This is a genomic window from Massilia putida (assembly GCF_001941825.1).
Lineage (GTDB): Bacteria > Pseudomonadota > Gammaproteobacteria > Burkholderiales > Burkholderiaceae_D > Telluria > Telluria putida.
Genome location: NZ_CP019038.1, coordinates 1,498,399 through 1,515,548, shown reverse-complemented (window position 1 = coordinate 1,515,548; position 17,150 = coordinate 1,498,399). Strand labels below are relative to the sequence as shown.

Here is a 17,150-nt window from a genome sequence, read left to right as displayed (position 1 = left end):
CGCGCGCTCAGCTCCAGGACAAATCCGCCTTCGCGAGCGGCAGTTCGCGCACGCGCTTGCCCGTGGCGGCGAAGATCGCGTTGCAGACGGCCGGCGCGAGCGGCGGGAACACGGGCTCGCCCAGGCCCGTGACGGGATAGTCGGTCTTGAGGAAGTGGGCTTCGATCCTGGCCGGCGTGTCCGGCATGCGCAGCAGCGGGTAGTCGTGGAAGTTGCTCTGCACGATACGGCCTTTGTCGATGTCGAGCGCCGGGTACATCAACGTCGACAGGCCGTCGATCACGGCGCCCTGCACCTGATTCTCGGCGCCGGAGAGGTTCACGATCTGCGCGCCGATGTCGGCGACGACGACGACGCGGTCCACGCGCAGCCGGCCTTCCTTCGACACGGTGACCTCGGCCACTTCGGCCACGTAGCCGCGGTGGCTGAAGTGGAACGCGACGCCTGCCCCTTGCCCGCGCGCGAATTTGCGCTTGCCCCAGCCGGATTTCTCCGCCACGGCTGTCAACACGTTGCGCATGCGGCCGACGTTGTACGGCACGCCGCGCTCGCCCGTGCCGGCCACCAGGTCCTTGTCGCCCAGCAGGTCGAGGCGGAACGCGATCGGGTCGCGCCCGGCCGCCTGGGCCAGTTCGTCTATGAAGCTGTGGAACACCCACGCGAACACATTGCTGCCCGGTGCGCGCCAGGGGCCCATCGGGATGCGGCATTCGAGCGGCGTCTGTTCGATCAGGCAGTTGGCGAGCCAGCGGCCGGGGAATTCGTCGCCGGACAGATTGGCGCCGCTGCCCGGCTGCAGCACGCTCGCCGAGCCGCCGTCGTTTTCCTTCCTCTCGACGCGGTTGGCGAACGTGACGAAGTGGTCGTGCCAGGCGACGACCTTGCCCTGTTCGTCCACGCCGCCGCGCAGGAAGTGGAAGCCGCCGGCGCGGAAGTGGTCGTGCTGCAGGTCGTCCTCGCGCATCCACGTCAGCTTGACGGGCGCTCTCACTTTTTGCGCGATGGCGGCCGCTTCGACGATGAAGTCGGACGACAGCCGCCGCCCGAAGCCGCCGCCGCTGCGCGTGATATGCAGCGTGATTTTATCTTTCGGGATGTTGAAGGTCGTGGACACGAGCGCCTGGCCCGCGCCCGGATTCTGCGTGGGCGCCCACAGTTCGAGCGAGCCGTCCGCCGGCTTGAACCACGCCGTGCAGTTCTGCGGCTCCATGCTCGCGTGCGAGATGAACGGATAGACGTAGTTCGCCTCGACGGTACGCGCGGCGCCGGCGAGGGCGGCATCGACGTCGCCATCCTTGCGCATGACGGCGGCCCCTGGCTGGCCGCTCGCGGCCTGCGCCTGGGCGAGGAAGCCCGACCAGCTGTGACGCGCGCCTTCGCCTTCGTCCCATGCCACCTGCAGTTTTTTACGGGCGCGGAACGCGTTCCACGTCGAGTCGGCGACGATGGCGACGCCGGGCCGCAGGCCGTTCAGGTTTTCCGTGCCCTCGACCATGAACGCCGCCTTCACGCCTGGCATGGCCCGGATGGCGGCCAGGTTGGCGTCGACGGGGCGGCCGCCAAGCACGGGACACTTCACATAGGTCGCGTACAGCATGTCCGGCAGGCGCGTGTCGATGCCGAACAGCGGCTGGCCGCTGACGACGAGCGCGTTGTCGACGCCGCCCACGCGCGTGCCGAGCAGGCGGTACGCGGCCGGCTTCTTCAGCACCACGTCCGCGGCAGGCGGCACGGGCAGCGCGGACGCCGCGCGCACGAGCGCCCCGTATCCCAGTTTGCGGCCGCTGGCGCCGTGCACGACGGCGCCGTTCTCCGCGCGGCATTCGGCCGCCGGCACGTTCCACGTCCGGGCCGCGGCCCGCACGAGCATCGTGCGCGCGGTGGCGCCCAGGCGCAGGAAGTTGTCGTAGTTGGTCGGCGTCGACGTCGATCCGCCCGCGCCCTGGGAACCATAGATCGGGTTCAGGTCGCCCTGTATCACGTGGACCGTCTTCCAGTCGACCTCGAGTTCTTCCGCGAGCACCATCGGCAGCGACGTCTTGATGCCCTGGCCGATTTCCGGCTGCTTGGAGACGAGCGTGACGCGGCCGTCCGTGCCGATGCGGATGAAGGCGTTCGGGACGAAGTCGCCGGCGGGGTCAAGCTGGCCGTTGTCGGACAGCGCGGCGATCGCGCCGCCGGCCTGCACGCCGAGCAGCAGCGCCACGCCGGCACCGGCCGACCGGCCGAGGAAGCGGCGGCGCGAGGGGGAGGCGGGGCGGCTCATGCCTTGTCCTTTCCGGTGCCCGCGATCTCCGCCGCGCGGTGGATGCCGGCACGGATGCGCACATAGGTCGCGCAGCGGCACAGATTGCCGGCCATCGCGTCGTCGATCTGCGCGTCGGTCGGACGCGGATGCTGTTTCAGCAGGGCGCACGCGGTCATGATCTGGCCGGCCTGGCAATAGCCGCACTGCGGCACGTCCAATTCGGTCCATGCCTGCTGCAGCGGATGCATCGCGTGTTCGTCCAGGCCCTCGATGGTGGTGATGCGGCGCTTGCCGATGCTACTTACCGGCAACTGGCAGGCGCGCGCGGGCTGGCCGTCCACATGCACGGTGCAGGCCCCGCAGGCGCCCACGCCGCAACCGTATTTCGTACCGACGAGACCGAGGGTATCGCGCAGTGCCCACAGCAGCGGCGTATCCGCCTCGACGTCGACGGCCTGGGCCTTGCCGTTGACATGCAATGTGTATTTATTCATCTTCTCGTGCAGTGGTTTTCGCGTTGCCTGACCTAAACTGTGCAATCGTAAACCAAACCGCCCCATCAAAACCAAGGGAATCGATGTTTTGCGATGTTTTGCTTTGTATATGTAGAAATTCGAGCGGTATGACATACTGGTGCGGCCCGATGCGTAGCGGCACCGCCCACCCATGATGCGACGACCGATCTCATTTCCGACCACCCTGCGCAGCCGCCTGGCCGGTGCCGTCGGCGTGCTGGTGCTCGGCGCCACGCTGCTGGCCGGCCCGCTGGCCGTGGACGTGGCCGAACACGATCTGCGCGCCGTCCTGGGCGGGCAGCAGTACGCGATGCTGTCGGGCGCCGCCGCCTTCTTCGACGACCTGCTCGAAGCGCGCCTGCGCCGGATGGCCGCGCTGGCCGCGGCGATACCGGCGGACGCCAGGGCCGACCCGCGCCGCCTGCAGGCCTGGCTGGCCGAACGCACGGCCGACGCGGGCGACGACGTCGTCAACATCGCCGCGTTCGCGCGCAACGGCGAGTTGGTGGCGGCGGGCGCATTGACGCCCAGCGCGCAGCCGCTGACGGCCCACGGCCGCGCGTATTTCGAAGAAACCCTGCTGCGCGGGCGCGGCATTATCTCCGATCCGTTCCAGAGCCGGCTGTCCGGCGCGAAGATGGTGGCGGTGACGGCGCCGGTGTTTGACGACCACGGCGAGATCGTCTACGTGCTGGCCGGCCGCATCGACCTGCAGCACGCCCGTTTCCTGCGCCAGATCGACGCCCTGCGGCCGGGCAGCACGGGCTATCTGTTCCTGCTGTCGGCCGACGGCGTGCCGATCGACTCCCCGTCCAGGACGCGCACCATGGAGCGCTTCGACGAGGGGCCCGGCGCCCAGCCCGGCCTGGAGCGTGCGCTGCACGGCTTCGAGGGTTGGCTGTACGGCCGCGATCATGAGGGCCCCGCCATCGTCACCTACCGGCGCCTGGCGACGACGGGCTGGATCCTCGGCGCGCGCTATCCCGAGGCCGAGGCGTTCGCGCCGCTGGCGCGCGTGCGCCGCACGGTGCTCGTCGTGGCCGGCATTCTCGCCCTGGTGGCGGGCCTGCTGTCGTGGTGGATCGTGCGGCGCGGCCTGCAGCCGCTGGATGCGTTGCGCCGCAACGTGGCAGCCGTCCGTCACGAGGGCGCCGACATCGACGTGCTGGCGCTCGCCCGGCACGACGAGGTCGGCGAGCTCGGCCGCGCCTTCCACGACCTCGTGCTCGCGCGCGAGCGCGCGGCCGCGCAGATGCGCGCGATCGCCGACAATGTCCCGGCCGTGATCGCCCACGTCGACCGCAACGAGCGCTTCGAGTTCACGAACGCCGGTTTCGACCGCATGATCGGCACGCCGCCGGGCTGGGCGCTCGGGCGCACCGTGCGCGAGGTGCTGGGCGAGGCCGGCTACACCCGGCTGGAGCCGCAGATCCGCGCCGCCCTGCGCGGCGAGCGCGGACATGTGGAAGATGTGCGCAGCGACGACGCGAAGCGTCACCAGATGATCGACACCATCCCGGACATCGACCAGGACGGCCGCGTGGCCGGCTTTTACGTGCTGGCCATGGACATCAGCGAGCGCAAGGAAGCGGAACTGGCCCAGGCCGCGAGCGAGCAGCGCCTGCGCCTCATCGCCGACAACCTGCCCGTGTTGATCTGCTACATCGACCGCAATCACCGCATGGGCTTCGGCAACGCGACGTTCCAGGCCTGGCTGGGCCTGGAACCCGTCCGTTTGCCGGGCATGCATCTGGCCGAGGTCCTCGGCAAACCCGCCTACGACGCGGCCCGCCCGCGCCTCAGGCAGGCGTTCGAAGGCGTCGGCGCCACGTTCGAGATGCCGCTGCAGGCGCTGGGCCGGCACCGCATCCTGGAATGGACGTTCGTCCCGGACGTGCAGGCGCAGGGCCGCGTGGCGGTCGCCGTCGCGGGCGTGTATGCGCTCGCGCACGACATGACGCGGGTGAAGGAAGCGGAAAGCCGGCTCGTGCAGATGGCGCGCTTCGACAGCCTGACCGGCATCGCCAACCGCCGCCTGTTCGGCGAGATGCTGGGCCAGGCCCTGGAGCGCGTGCGCCGCCAGCGCCAGGTGCTGGGCCTGGCCTATCTGGACGTCGACCATTTCAAAGCCATCAACGACACATGGGGCCATGGCGTGGGCGACGAGGTCCTCAAGGAATTCGCCCAGCGCCTGACCGGTTGCGTGCGCGTGACCGACACGCCGGCGCGCCTGGCCGGCGACGAATTCGTCGTCCTGCTGGAAGACGTCAAGGGCGTGGAGGAAGCGGAGCGGATCGGCGCGAAGATCGTGGACGCCATCCGGCGGCCGTTCGCGACGGGGGCGGGCGAACTGGCCGTGACGGCCAGCGTGGGCATCGCGCTCGTCCATGGCACCGACGGCCCGCTGCCCTCGCAGGACCAGGTGCTGGGCTGGGCCGATACGGCGCTGTATGCGGCCAAGCACGACGGGCGCAACCGCTGCGTGGTACGGGTCGGGGAGGATGTGCCGGCGGCCGCGTCGCCGCACTGATTACTGCGGTGCCGACTGCGTGGCCACCAGCGTGCGCTGCACCCAGCCGCCCGAGACGTTCTCGCCGTCGATCTTGACGAAGCCGTCGCGCTCTTCGCCGGTGGCGATCGCTTCTTCCGCGCGTTTCAACACGCCCATCACCTTGCTGCCGGCGCGCGGCTCGGTGTACAGCTTGACGCTCGCCAGGCGGGCGTACACGCTGGCGCCGGCCGACACCGGTACGCCTTCGCGCGTGGACGCATGCGCATTCACCTTGCCGGCCGCGCTGCTCGTGCGCACCAGGCTCGGCTCGTTGCGGGTCTTGAGCACGATGCGGTTGTAGTTGTCGAGCAGGCTGGCCGCGACCATCTTGCCTTCCGGCGTATTCGTGTAACCGCCCAGGCGCGTATAATCGCCGCCGCCCCAGCTCCAGCCCGAGATGCCGAAGTCGGTTTTCGTGGCGACGGCTTCTTCCGCGGCGACCTGGATACCGGAGCGGACGTCCGCGATCAGCAGGCTGGTCTGCGCTTCAGATGCCGGTCGGATAAGTCTCCGGTGGTTCCTCCGCATGCCAGCCGCCGCCCGGGTCGAGCGGTTGTACGGCCGTCGTATGGTCGATGTGGATGACGGCATCGAACTGGCGCGCCATTTCCGCCGCAAAATAATGGCTGTGGCGTTCCGTGCACGGCAGGTAAATCACACCGATGGCCCGTTCCAGCTTACGTTCCAGCATGGCGTCGCGGGCCTGCTTGTCGCCGTCGCGCAGCGGCAGCAGGAAGCGGGGGATGCCTGTCGCGTGCAGCAATTCCTCGTAGCTGCCCGGCATGCCCGGCCTGACGCGCTTGTGCTCGGCCGGCGCGTCCCATTCCGACGCGGCCGTGACGTAGCCGTCGTACGTGGAAAAGCCGATCAGCCGCGTCTGCCCGTCGTATTCCTTGCGCGCCAGTTCGCCGACATTCCACTCGCCCATCTCGCCCATTTCCGTCGCGCGCGCGTCGCCGATGTGGGAATTGTGTTCCCAGACGACGATCTTGGCCGGCTCACCATCCTTCGACAGGTGCGTGGCGAGCGCGTCCAGCGTCTCCGCCATGTGACTGTCGCGCAGGTTCCAGGATGACACGCGACCCCGGAACATCGTCCGGTAGTATTCCTCGGCGTTCTTGACGAGGCGCGCGTTCTGCTCCGCGTAGAAAAACGCTTCCTCGTCGCCGTTCCGGTACATATAGTCGGAAGCGCGTTGCTGCAGGTGCCGCAACTGTTCCAGGACGCCTTCCTCGCACGAGGCGGACAGGTCGAGGCTCGCCGTGTAGCCGTAGTGCTGGCTGTCCTCGTGGTAATGGTCGAAGCAGGCATAGCGCTCGCGCGCCTGGCGCGCCGCGTTCGGGTCGACCTGGTCGAGGTAGCGCAGCACTTCCTCGATCGACGTGAACATGCTGTACAGGTCGAGTCCATAGAAGCCGACCTGCGGGCCGGACGTTCCCTCGTTGTGGTGGCGTAGCCAGTCGACGAAGGAGGCGACGTCGGTGTTCCGCCACATCCAGTTCGGGAAGCGCTTGAAGCCGGACAGGGCCTCGTTGGCGTCGCGGTCGTCACCGCGGCCGCGTACGTAGCGGTTGACGCGGTAGGCGTCCGGCCAGTCGGCCTCGACGGCCACGGCGTGAAACCCCTTGTCCTCGATCAGGCGCTGCGTGATGCGCGCGCGTTCCTCGTAGAATTCGTGGGTGCCATGCGTCGCTTCGCCCAGCAGGACGAAGCGCGCGTCGCCGACGAGGTCGAGCAGGGCGTCGTAATCGCGCTTGCCGCCCGTCAGCGGGCGGGCGGCGGAGCGGATCGCGGAGACGGCTTGCGGGGTCGCCATGACCGTCTCAATGCAGCCAGCGGCTGCCGGAACGCGACCGCGCGGCGTCGCGCGGCACGGCGCCCCGTTCGATGAACGCTTTCATGCGCGCCAGGTCGTCGTCCATCTGGGCCTTCGGATCCGACCCGAGCAAGGTCGCGAGCCCGTGACCGAGAACGCCCACCGGCGGCGAGTACGACATGCGCACGGTGACGAGGGTGCCGCCGCGGTGCGGTTCGAACTGGACCGAGCCGCTCTGCGGGATCTCGGCGCCGGCTTCGCTGCGCCAGGCCAGGCGGTGCGGCCGCGACTGCTCGGTGAGCACGGAATTCCATGCGTACTCGCTGCCGCCCGGGCCGCGCACGACCCAGTGCGAGCGCCCGCGCCCGAGGTCGCGCACCTCGGCGACGTGGGACATGAAGTGCGGGAAGTTCTCGTAATTGGTCCACACGTCGTATACGTCGTCGGGCGCGGCGTCGATGTGGATGGATTTGCTGAAGTCGATGGTCTGGTCCATGCCGAGGCCGCGGCCGCGCAGCATGCCCGTCAGGGATTGGTTGGTGGCGCCCCGCGCCAGCAGCGCGGCCCCGGCCAGGCCGAGCACGAGCGCCAGGGGCGAGCGCCGCGTCAGCGCGTACAGCGCCAGCAGGCCGCCGCCGGCCAGTGCCGAATTGCGCGCGGTGGGCGTCCATTCGCCGTTCGGCCCCGTCTGCAGGGCGTCGCGCATGCGCGTGCGCAGGCCGCCCGCGGCATACGAACCGGTCAGCGCGTCGGCGGCCTTGTCCATGCCGTCGCCAGTCCGGCTCAGCGCGCTCTTGGCCTTGTCCACGCCGGACCCGACCGCCTCGCTGGCGCGGTCCAGCGTGTTTCTCGCCTTGTCGAGGCCGGCGTCGAGCGCCTCGCTCGCGGCGCGTCCCACGCGCTCCAGTGCCGAGCCGGCCTTCGCGGCCGCGCCATCCGTGCGCAGGTCGTCCGCCATGCCGGCCGCGCTGTCGCGCAACCCGTCGGCCGCGGCCCCGATGCGCGCGCCGGTACCGCGCCAGACATTGCCCAGCGCACTCGACGTGCGCGCGCCCGCATTGCGCACGGCCGCGGCCGATTGCGCGCGCCGCGCGCCGCCGCGGTCGGGGTCGAGCATATACATCAGCAGGGCGCCGGCGGCGGCACCGCCCAGCCATTTCGCGATTTCATAGCCTGTGTCCGTTGTGTCTCTCATGATTCGCTCCTCCGGTTGGTCTGGCCCCGGCCGCCGCCTCGTCGTGCCAGGCGGTGGCCAGCAAATCCTGCACTTCCTCGTCGCTGGTCTGTTCGAATGCGTCGTACCACTGGCCTACCGAGCGGAATTGCAGCGGGGTGGACAGGCAGACGAGGTCGTCGACGCGCGCCGCGAGCGTCGCCGCCGTGTCCGGCGGCGCGACGGGGACGGCCAGCGCCAGCGTGCGCGGCCCGAGCTTGCGCGCCACCTCGATCGCGGCCAGCATCGTGGAGCCCGTGGCGACACCGTCGTCGACGAGGATCGCGCTGCGTCCCGCGAGGTCGAGCGGCGGGCGGCCGCCGCGGTACGCGCGTTCGCGCCGCTGCAGCTCGGCCAGCTCGCGCGCCGTGACGGCGTCCACGTCCTGCATGCTGACGCCCATCAGGCCGGGCACGCCGGGCTGGAGCACGCGCACGCCGCCGCTGCCCACGGCGCCCATCGCGAACTCCTCGTGGCCCGGCATGCCGAGCTTGCGCACGATGAGGATGTCGAGGGCGATCCCGAGCCGTTGTGCGATGGCGAACCCCACCGGAACGCCGCCGCGCGGCAGCGCCAGCACGATGGCATCGGGCTCCGCGGCATAGGCGCCGAGCCGCTTCGCCAGCAGCCGGCCCGCCTCGGTGCGGTTCTTGAAATGAAGACTGTCGGCCATGATGCGCACGGTTCCTGAAGTGTCTGCCGTTTCCGCGGCACGAGCGCGGCCGGGCGGCCGGTTGGCCGCTCGACCGCTCGACGCCGCGCGGGGCGGCTTACTGGATCGTCAGCTGGCGCGCGGTGCCGCCCTGTTTCTTGGGCAGCGACAGCATCAGGACGCCATCCTCGAGCCGGGCCTGGGCATTGGCATCGTCGACCTCGGCGGGCAGCGTGAAGCTGCGCTGGTACTTGCGCGCGGAGCGTTCAGAATACACCACCTGCTCGCCCTGGCGCTGTTCGTTTGCCTGCTGGCATTCACCCTCGATCGTGACGCGCTGGCCGTCGATCGACACGTGCACGTCGTCCTTCTTGACGCCCGGCAGCTCGGCTTTCACCTCGAAGGTTTTGTCCGTCTCGCTGACGTCCAGGCGCGGCATGCCGACGTCGTCGCCGGCCCAGCGGCCCTGGGCGAGCGGGGCGAAGAAGTCCTGGAACATGTTCTCGACGATGCGCCCGAACTGGTCTTCCATGGCGCCGGGACGGTAGGTGGAAAGTGGTGTCGTGCCTCTTCTGATCAGGTTCATGATAGACCTCCCTTGAATAGAACTGCATCCCATTTATAGGGAACTGCATCCCATTTATAGGGCCTGCAAACGCGGTTTGCAAGGGGCGCACGAAACGTGCGCGGGGAGCCGGCCGGGACGTTTGATCCCGGCCAGTGCGCGCACGACAACGCGGAATTTTACGGACCCGCCCGGGTCTATGACTGCGTGCCCACGACGTTTCGCACGACGCGAAAAGCGTGGGCGTGCGCGGCATCAGCCGAGGTTGCGGCGGTGGAAGCGCAGGTGGTCTTCGACGAACGTCGAGATGAAGTAATAGCCGTGGTCGTAGCCCGGATGGCGGCGCAGTTCGAGCGGCTGGCCGACGGCGCGGCAGGCGTCCTCGAAGGCATCGGGGTACAGCTGCTCGGCCAGGAACTTGTCCGCCAGGCCCTGGTCGATCAGGATCCCTTTCGGGAAGGGCGGGGCGTCGGCGCACGCCATCAGCTCGGTCGCATCGTAGGCGCGCCACGCGTCGCGATCGGCACCGAGGTAGCCGCCGAACGCCTTCTCGCCCCACGGGCAGCGGGACGGGGCGGCGATGGGCGCGAAGGCCGACACGGAGCGGAACAGGTCAGGGTTGCGCAGCGCCAGCATCAGCGCGCCGTGGCCGCCCATCGAGTGGCCGAAGATGCCCACGCGCGCCGGATCGGCCGGCAGATGGGCCAGCACCAGTTCGCGCAGTTCGAGGATGTGGCTGTACATGCGGTAGTGAGTGGACCACGGCGCGCGCGTGGCGTCCACGTAGAAGCCGGCGCCCGCGCCGAAGTCCCAGCTGTCCGTCTCGCCCGGCACGCCGGCGCCGCGCGGGCTCGTGTCCGGAGCGACCAGGATCAGGCCTTCCTGTGCCGCCACGCGCTGGGCGCCGGCCTTGATCATGAAGGTCTCTTCGGTGCAGGTCAGGCCGGCGAGGTAGAACAGCACGGGCAGGCGCTTGCTTTGCGCACCGGGAGGGAGGTACACGGAAAAACGCATAGTCAATCCGATGGCGGCGGAGTCGTATTGGTAGAAGCGCTGGACACCGTCGAAACAAGCGTGTTCGCTGAGGAGTTCGGGCATGGAGTGTTCCGTTGGAAGGTTGGGTGGTCAAAAACGCAAGTATGCCCGGTCCCGGGGCCGGGTGCCACCACGCTTCAGATCAGGCCCAGCGCCCCCAGTACGGCACCCGCGGCGAGCAGCCACAGCAGGTGGATGCGCGTGCGCCAGATGACCAGCCCGCTGACGACGACCGTGAGCCACAGGGGCCAATGCGCCAGCACGTCGCGCACGGTGCCGGTACCGGCGGCGGCCGAACTGGCCATGATCCAGGCCGTCGACAGCAGCAGCGCGATGACGATGGGCGCCATGCCCTGCTTGAAGGCGCGGACGGCGCGCAGCTCGCGGTTGCGATGGCCCCAGCGGGCCGCCGTGTACGTGATGATGGTGGAGGGCGTCATGATGCCGACCATGGTCACGAGCACGCCGAACAAGGCGGCGGCCGTGCTGCCGGCGTTCATGCCGACGTGCCAGCCCATCAGGGCGACGAACAGGACGTTCGGCCCGGGGGCGGCTTGCGCCAGCGCGATCGACTGGTTGAACTGGTCCTGGGTGAGCCAGTGGTGCTGATCGACGAGGAAGCGGTGCATCTCGGACGTCGTCGAGATGGCCCCGCCCACCGACATCATCGACAGGGTGAGGAAGTGGCCGAACAGGTTGAGCCAGTCGGCCCAGTCCAGGGTGAGGTGCAGGGGCGCGGTCATGCTTTCAGGCGCCGGTAGGTGAGGATGCAGCCCAGGCCGCCGAGGCCGGACAGCACCCAGGCGAGCGGACACTTGAGGAACGCCACGAGGATGAAGCCGGCCGCGCTGATGGCCACGCACCAGGACAAGGGCATCGGGCTCTTTTTGAAGGCGTTGACGAGGCGCAGGCCGGCCGCGCCGATCAGGCCGGCGCAGACGGCGGCCATGCCGTGCAGCGCACCGGCGACGGCGGCACTGTCGGCGAAGCGGTCGTGCAGCACGACGAGTGCGAGGACGAGCATGAGGGGCACGGTCAGCAGGCCGGCCAGCGCGGCCATCGCGCCGGCAAAGCCGAAGTAGCGGCCGCCGATCATCAAGGACAGGTTGACGACGTTCGGCCCGGGCATGATCTGGGCGACGGCCCAGTCTTCGATGAATTCGTCCTGGGTCAGCCAGCCCTTGCGGTCGACCACTTCGCGCTGGACGATGGCCAGCACACCGCCGAAGCCTTGCAGGGCCAGCAGGGTAAAGGAAACGAACAGGTCGGAGAGGGAGCGGGGGCGGGGACGGTCGGGTGGGGCGGCGCTGTCGGTGCGGGGGGTGTTGTCGGTGCGGGGCGGGGCGTTCATCCCCCGATTATCGCGCCGCCGCCGGGGCCTGTCCATGTGGAACCGGCGCCGGCCGGCGCGATCGCGCGTGCATCAGCCGCCGCCGATGCCCCGCATCACGCGTCCCGTGCCTTCGCACTCGGGACAGATCTTGCCGTCGGCCAGCTTGCCGCTGCCGCCGCAGGTTTCGCACAGGTCTTCGCCGGCACCGGGTGTGCCGGGTTCGGCTTCGTCGCCGGGTTTCAGGTCGGGATCGGGCAGGGCGCTCATGGATTCCTCGTATTGGTTGGATGATGGGGTCATTCTAGGCGCAGCCTAAAGCGGGTGGCGCACGGCGCGGGAGTCAAGCAAAATTGAAAATAAGCTTGACTTTGGCTAAACCTGGGAAATACTCGTTAGGCGGCAATCCCTTTCAATCCATCAAAGTCAGGAACTGCGATGAACCAAGACACCCTCGAGCTCGAAGACGGTCAGACGACTGTCCCGTACCAGCGGCGCGATTCTCAGCAGAAAGATATCGTCGACCTGGGTATTGCGCTCCAGCAGCGCAGCAATACGATGTCGGCCGTGGAATACCTGCGTTCGCAGAATGTCGGCAACGACGTCATCGAGCGCGTGTTGACGGAGCCGGGCCGCAGGCGCTCGTGGTGCAGGTAAGGGCTAAAGAGCGCGGCACTTATGCACATTATTGCTCGTTTTCATCTTGCATAATTTATCGACTTGTGTTGCGCTCATGCTCGTAAACCATTGATTTTGTGAAGGTTGAGTTTTGCCCGAACAACGGGCAATTTGTTGAAACCCGCATTCCTGCTCGGTTTTGACATGTCAATAGGGTGTTTTTCCACAACCTTATGCACAGTTTTTGTGGATATCTGGGCAACCCTTGTCAAATAGGCATGGGGGCGGACGCGGTCGGCGAACCGCCGCGCCCGCCGACGCCGGATTGACGTGGTTTGGCTACATCGACATCGTTGCCCTTGCGTTTAGATGCTGGACAAATGTACAGTTGAGCATCAACGCTCAACCGCCATGTCCGTCGCCGCCATCCCCGTTTCCAAGCCGTCCGCGCCCGCCGATCCGTTCGCCGGCCTGAATCCAGAACAACTGGCCGCCGTCGAGCACGACGTGGGCGCCGCCATGGTGAGGCCATTGCTCGTCGTGGCGGGCGCCGGTTCGGGCAAGACGAATACGCTGGCGCACCGCGTCGCCAGGCTGATCCTGGCCGGTGGCGACCCGCAGCGCATCCTGCTGCTGACCTTTTCGCGCCGCGCCGCGGGCGAGATGGGCCAGCGCGCCGCCGGGGTGCTGCAGCGCGTGCTGGGCACGTCGTCGGTCGTCGGCAGCCTGCCGTGGGCCGGTACGTTCCACAGTATCGGCGCGCGCCTGCTGCGAGAGTACGCGGGGCGGATCGGCCTGGAAGCGTCGTTCACGATCCACGACCGCGCGGATTCCGAAGACCTGATGGGCTTGGTGCGCCAGGACGTCGGCCTGGGTGCCTCGGTCGGCCAGAAGCGTTTTCCGCTCAAGGGCACCTGTCTCGCGATCTATTCGCGCGTCGTCAACAGCCGCGAGCCGCTCGCCGACGTGCTGCAATCGACCTTCCCATGGTGCAGCGAATGGGAAGAACAGCTCAAGCGCCTGTTCGGCGCTTACGTCGACGCCAAGCAGGAACAGAACGTGCTCGACTACGACGACCTGCTGCTGTTCTGGGCCGAGATGGCGTCTGATCCGGAACTCGGGCCGGAACTGGGCGCGCTGTTCGATCACGTGCTCGTCGACGAATACCAGGACACGAACCGCCTGCAGGCCGCGATCCTGCAAGGCATGAAGCCGGACGGGCGCGGCGTGATGGTCGTCGGCGACGATGCGCAATCGATTTATTCGTTCCGCGGCGCGACGGTGCGCAACATCCTCGATTTCCCGCAGCAGTTCGGAGAGCCGGCCCGCATCATCACGCTGGACCGCAATTACCGGTCCACGCAGCCCATCCTGGACGCGTCCAATGCCGTCATCGCCGCCGCGCTGGAGCGTCACGCCAAGACGTTATGGACGGACAAAGCCGCCAGCGGCAAGCCGCAGCTCGTGCTGATCCCGGACGAGGCCGAGCAGGCGCGCTGGGTCTGCAACCGCGTGCTGGAACAGCGCGAGGCGGGCATCAAGCTGACGCAGCAGGCCGTGCTGTTCCGCGCCGCCAGCCACAGCGCGGCGCTGGAGCTGGAGCTGGTGCGACGCAATATCCCGTTCGTCAAATTCGGCGGCCTGAAATTCCTGGAGGCCGCGCACATCAAGGACGTGCTCGCCATGCTGCGCTTCGCCTCGAATCCGGCGGGGCGCGTCGCGGCTTTTCGCGTCGTCCAGCTGATTCCCGGCATCGGGCCGGCGACGGCGGCCCGCTTGCTGGACGCGGTGGCGGAGGCGGCGGATCCCGTCGCGGCCGTCGAAGCGTTTCCCGCGCCGCCGCGCGCGCAAGGGGAGTGGGATCAATTCAAGGCCCTGTTCCGCACCCTGCGCACGACCGGCCTGCGCTGGCCGCTGGAAGTGGAGCTCGTCCGCGACTGGTATCTGCCGCACCTGGAACGCCTGCACGACGACGCGCCGGTGCGTGCCGCCGACCTCGACCAGCTGGTGGCGCTGGCCGCCGGCTATGGCTCGCGCGATAACTTCCTGACCGAATTGACGCTCGATCCGCCGGAAGCGACGAGCGACCGCGCCGGCCCGCCGCTGCTGGACGAGGATTATCTGATCCTGTCCACCATCCACTCGGCCAAGGGACAGGAATGGAAGGCCGTGCACGTCCTGAACGTCGTCGACGGCTGCATCCCGTCCGACATGGCGACGGGCAGTGCCGAGGACATCGAGGAAGAGCGCCGCCTGCTGTATGTCGCCATGACGCGCGCCAAGGAGCACTTGCACCTCATCGTCCCGAACCGCTTCTTCATCAAGCAGCAGGCGCAGATGGGCGACCGCCACGTGTACGCGCAACGCACGCGCTTCGTGACGCCCGCCATGCTCAAGCATTTCGAGGAGTGCGCGTGGACGAACGCGGAGACTTTGCAGGTCCGCAAGCCGATGCCGGACAGTGTCCGGATGATGGTGCGCGAAAGGGCCCGCAACGCATGGAAGTAAAAGCCTCCGGGGGAGGCTTTTACGAACCTCCGGGGGAGGCTTTTACGAGCCTGCGGGAAGCTTTTACGAGCCTCCGGGGCAGGTTTTACGAGTTTCCGCGGCAGCTTTTACCAGCCTCCGGGCAGGCAGTGACGAATTTCCAGGGCAGGCTTTACGACCCTCCTGGGAAAGCTTTTACGAATCCAAACCGCGAAAATGACAGCACGATGACGGGAAAAGTGGGTAGATACGGAACAGCTCGCCAAAAGTTATCCCCGGCGTGGCCGATTTGTAGGATTTTTCCTAGCTTCCACATCTTGCCTAAAACGCGAGCACCGGTAAGTATTTGATTTTAAAAGGTTTGATTTTTGCCTGTTCAATGGGCAGTTTGTTGAAACCCGCATCAATACTGCGCTTCCGGCTTGTCAAGAGGCGCTTGTCCACACAGTTATCCACATTTCTTGTGGATATTAAAATTAATCCCGCCAAATCAATACTTTAGACCGTGTACTTGATACGGCGTCGAGTATTTCCTGATCAACTCAACAATGTTCCCAGGCCAAGCAGGGCATCGAGCGCACCCAGGCCGATGCCGACCCCGCGACCGGGCGCGACATGCGGCTCGCGCGGATTGATGCGGATGAGCGGCGCGCCCTGGACCTCGCACATGCGCCGGACGGAAGGCACGTCCGTGCCGGCACCGAGTTCGATGATGGCGAGGTTCGCGACGCGCGCGCGCCAGCGGTCGAAACGGGCGTACTGATCTTCCGTGCGCGCCTCCAGCCAGCGGCCGTCGCCGAACATCAGGATATTCGGCCGCGCCAACGCGCCACAGCGTGGACAGCGGGGCAGCGGCGCCGCCATCAGGCACGATGCCGGGTCGATGACGGGATCGACGGCGTCGGCCGGCCAGATCGCGTCGCTGCATGGGCGCGTGCATTGCAGATGGTGGATGGAGCCGTGGCATTCGACGAGCCGGTCATCGTCGAAGCCGGCGCGCTGGAACTGGCCATCGACATTGCTCGTGAAGACGAAGGCGCCGTGCGGCAGGCGGGCGCCGATCTCGCGCAGGACCGCGAAGCCCGCATGTGGAACCGTGGCGCGATACAGCGCGAGGCGGTGGCCATAAAAGCCCCAGGCCAGTTCGGGGTGCGTCGCGAAGCTGTGCGGATTCGCGATCTCGACGAAGCGGATGCCGAGCGCCGCCAGCGGCGGATAGGCGCGCCAGAAGCCGTGGTCGCCGCGGAAGTCGGGCAGGCCGGAATCGACGCCCATGCCGGCGCCGGCGCCGATCAACAGCCCGTCCGCGTCACGCACCAGCGCGGCGGCCTTCGCGAGCACGGCGGCGGCGTCCGGATTCACGCGGCGTCGCCTTCATCGATGCGGCGTTGCAGGTATTCCAGTTCGCTCAGGAAGCGTTCCGCAGCCACGCCCGGGGCCCAGGGCTCCCACGGCGCGCAGCCGTAGACGGCGACCAATGGATCCTCGTCGAGCACCGGCGAGCGGATCTTGAGCGTCGTGCGCACTTCCTGTTCCGACCAGCCGGCCACGTGCACGGCTTCGCCGGCGGCGGCCAGGCGGTCGGCGCGCTTGTGCAGTTGATGGTCGACGGGCGTCCACGCGGGCAGGCGGTAGCGCAGGAACACGGCCTGTTCCAGCCGCCGAGTGAGCGCGCGGAAACCTTCGCCGAGGAACGGTTTGATGGGCGCGACGGCGTCGAAGCCGAGCAGGCCTTCTTCCGCATCGTGCAGCAGTTCGCGCAATTCCACGACGGGGGCCAGCGGCGTCGGCGACGCGGCGCGGCGCAGCAGCATGACGGCGATCGAGTGCTGGGCCACGGACAGCGGCAACGGCCACGCCGAGTGCCCGCCCCAGCGGTAGGTGCGCGCGAGGCCGAGCGCGAGGTCGCTGTCGTCCCAGTCGAACGGGGTCGGATTCAACAGGTCGAGCCGTTTGCCGGACGGCATGCGGACCCAGGCGCGCATGTTTTGGATGATGGCCATGGGCCGATTTTACACGGGGCCGCCGGCCGACCCCGGCCGGATTGACGTGAACGAACACATGCCCACGTTCGCGGTTTATAGTAGGCTGCGGCCGGGCGGGGGCCCGGGCGAACCGGA

16 protein-coding genes are annotated in these 17,150 nt (G+C 68.0%); 3 read left to right on the top strand and 13 right to left on the bottom strand.

Translation table 11 applies throughout. The features are described from left to right. Positions 1–7: 7 nt before the first annotated feature. A complete protein-coding gene (locus tag BVG12_RS08960; protein ID WP_075792089.1) occupies positions 8–2,266 on the bottom strand; it encodes a xanthine dehydrogenase family protein molybdopterin-binding subunit in 2,259 nt (752 codons plus the stop codon). Further along, entirely contained in the window at positions 2,263–2,742 is a 480-nt protein-coding gene (locus tag BVG12_RS08955) for a (2Fe-2S)-binding protein (RefSeq protein WP_075792088.1), read from the bottom strand. The genes BVG12_RS08960 and BVG12_RS08955 overlap by 4 nt, the downstream gene beginning before the upstream one ends. 172 nt (positions 2,743–2,914) lie before the next feature. Between BVG12_RS08955 and BVG12_RS08950 the strand changes: the two genes are divergently transcribed. Next, a complete protein-coding gene (locus tag BVG12_RS08950; RefSeq protein ID WP_083684799.1) occupies positions 2,915–5,293 on the top strand; it encodes a diguanylate cyclase domain-containing protein in 2,379 nt (792 codons plus the stop codon). On the opposite strand, the gene BVG12_RS08945 is transcribed toward BVG12_RS08950, so the two are convergent. From BVG12_RS08945 to BVG12_RS34525, 9 genes are all read right to left on the bottom strand, one after another. Then, positions 5,294–5,842 carry an SH3 domain-containing protein gene (locus BVG12_RS08945; protein WP_075792087.1) on the bottom strand — a complete coding sequence of 183 codons (549 nt, stop codon included), beginning with the start codon at positions 5,840–5,842 and terminating at the stop codon, positions 5,294–5,296. After that, positions 5,802–7,130 (bottom strand): erythromycin esterase family protein, encoded by a 1,329-nt coding sequence (locus tag BVG12_RS08940; protein WP_075792086.1) that lies wholly within the window; start codon positions 7,128–7,130, stop codon positions 5,802–5,804. The genes BVG12_RS08945 and BVG12_RS08940 overlap by 41 nt, the downstream gene beginning before the upstream one ends. A 7-nt stretch (positions 7,131–7,137) precedes the next feature. Next, the gene (locus BVG12_RS08935) at positions 7,138–8,325 is read right to left on the bottom strand and encodes an SRPBCC family protein (RefSeq protein WP_075792085.1); all 1,188 of its coding nucleotides are present in this window, start codon (positions 8,323–8,325) and stop codon (positions 7,138–7,140) included. Further along, positions 8,297–9,016 (bottom strand): phosphoribosyltransferase, encoded by a 720-nt coding sequence (locus tag BVG12_RS08930; RefSeq protein ID WP_075792084.1) that lies wholly within the window; start codon positions 9,014–9,016, stop codon positions 8,297–8,299. The genes BVG12_RS08935 and BVG12_RS08930 overlap by 29 nt, the downstream gene beginning before the upstream one ends. A gap of 97 nt (positions 9,017–9,113) precedes the next feature. Next, positions 9,114–9,581 carry an Hsp20/alpha crystallin family protein gene (locus BVG12_RS08925; protein WP_083684796.1) on the bottom strand — a complete coding sequence of 156 codons (468 nt, stop codon included), beginning with the start codon at positions 9,579–9,581 and terminating at the stop codon, positions 9,114–9,116. A 234-nt stretch (positions 9,582–9,815) separates the two neighbouring features. Continuing rightward, positions 9,816–10,658: an S-formylglutathione hydrolase gene (gene fghA / locus BVG12_RS08920; RefSeq protein WP_075792082.1), complete on the bottom strand. Its 843-nt coding sequence runs from the start codon at positions 10,656–10,658 to the stop codon at positions 9,816–9,818. A 74-nt stretch (positions 10,659–10,732) separates the two neighbouring features. Continuing rightward, positions 10,733–11,338: a chromate transporter gene (locus BVG12_RS08915; RefSeq protein WP_075792081.1), complete on the bottom strand. Its 606-nt coding sequence runs from the start codon at positions 11,336–11,338 to the stop codon at positions 10,733–10,735. Beyond that, entirely contained in the window at positions 11,335–11,946 is a 612-nt protein-coding gene (locus BVG12_RS08910; RefSeq protein ID WP_075792080.1) for a chromate transporter, read from the bottom strand. The genes BVG12_RS08915 and BVG12_RS08910 overlap by 4 nt, the downstream gene beginning before the upstream one ends. A gap of 72 nt (positions 11,947–12,018) precedes the next feature. Further along, positions 12,019–12,195 carry a hypothetical protein gene (locus BVG12_RS34525; RefSeq protein WP_169926802.1) on the bottom strand — a complete coding sequence of 59 codons (177 nt, stop codon included), beginning with the start codon at positions 12,193–12,195 and terminating at the stop codon, positions 12,019–12,021. Between the two features lie 168 nt (positions 12,196–12,363). Here BVG12_RS34525 and BVG12_RS08905 point away from each other — a divergent pair, with 168 nt between their 5' ends. Together BVG12_RS08905 and BVG12_RS08900 are read left to right on the top strand one after the other, a co-directional pair. Next, positions 12,364–12,582, top strand: a complete 219-nt coding sequence (locus BVG12_RS08905; RefSeq protein WP_075792079.1) for a hypothetical protein — start codon at positions 12,364–12,366, stop codon at positions 12,580–12,582. A 372-nt stretch (positions 12,583–12,954) separates the two neighbouring features. Beyond that, positions 12,955–15,051: an ATP-dependent helicase gene (locus tag BVG12_RS08900; protein ID WP_075792078.1), complete on the top strand. Its 2,097-nt coding sequence runs from the start codon at positions 12,955–12,957 to the stop codon at positions 15,049–15,051. A 516-nt stretch (positions 15,052–15,567) separates the two neighbouring features. On the opposite strand, the gene BVG12_RS08895 is transcribed toward BVG12_RS08900, so the two are convergent. Continuing rightward, a complete protein-coding gene (locus BVG12_RS08895) occupies positions 15,568–16,392 on the bottom strand; it encodes an SIR2 family NAD-dependent protein deacylase (protein WP_229503841.1) in 825 nt (274 codons plus the stop codon). After that, positions 16,389–17,033: a phosphohydrolase gene (locus tag BVG12_RS08890; RefSeq protein ID WP_075792077.1), complete on the bottom strand. Its 645-nt coding sequence runs from the start codon at positions 17,031–17,033 to the stop codon at positions 16,389–16,391. The genes BVG12_RS08895 and BVG12_RS08890 overlap by 4 nt, the downstream gene beginning before the upstream one ends. Positions 17,034–17,150: the final 117 nt, after the last annotated feature.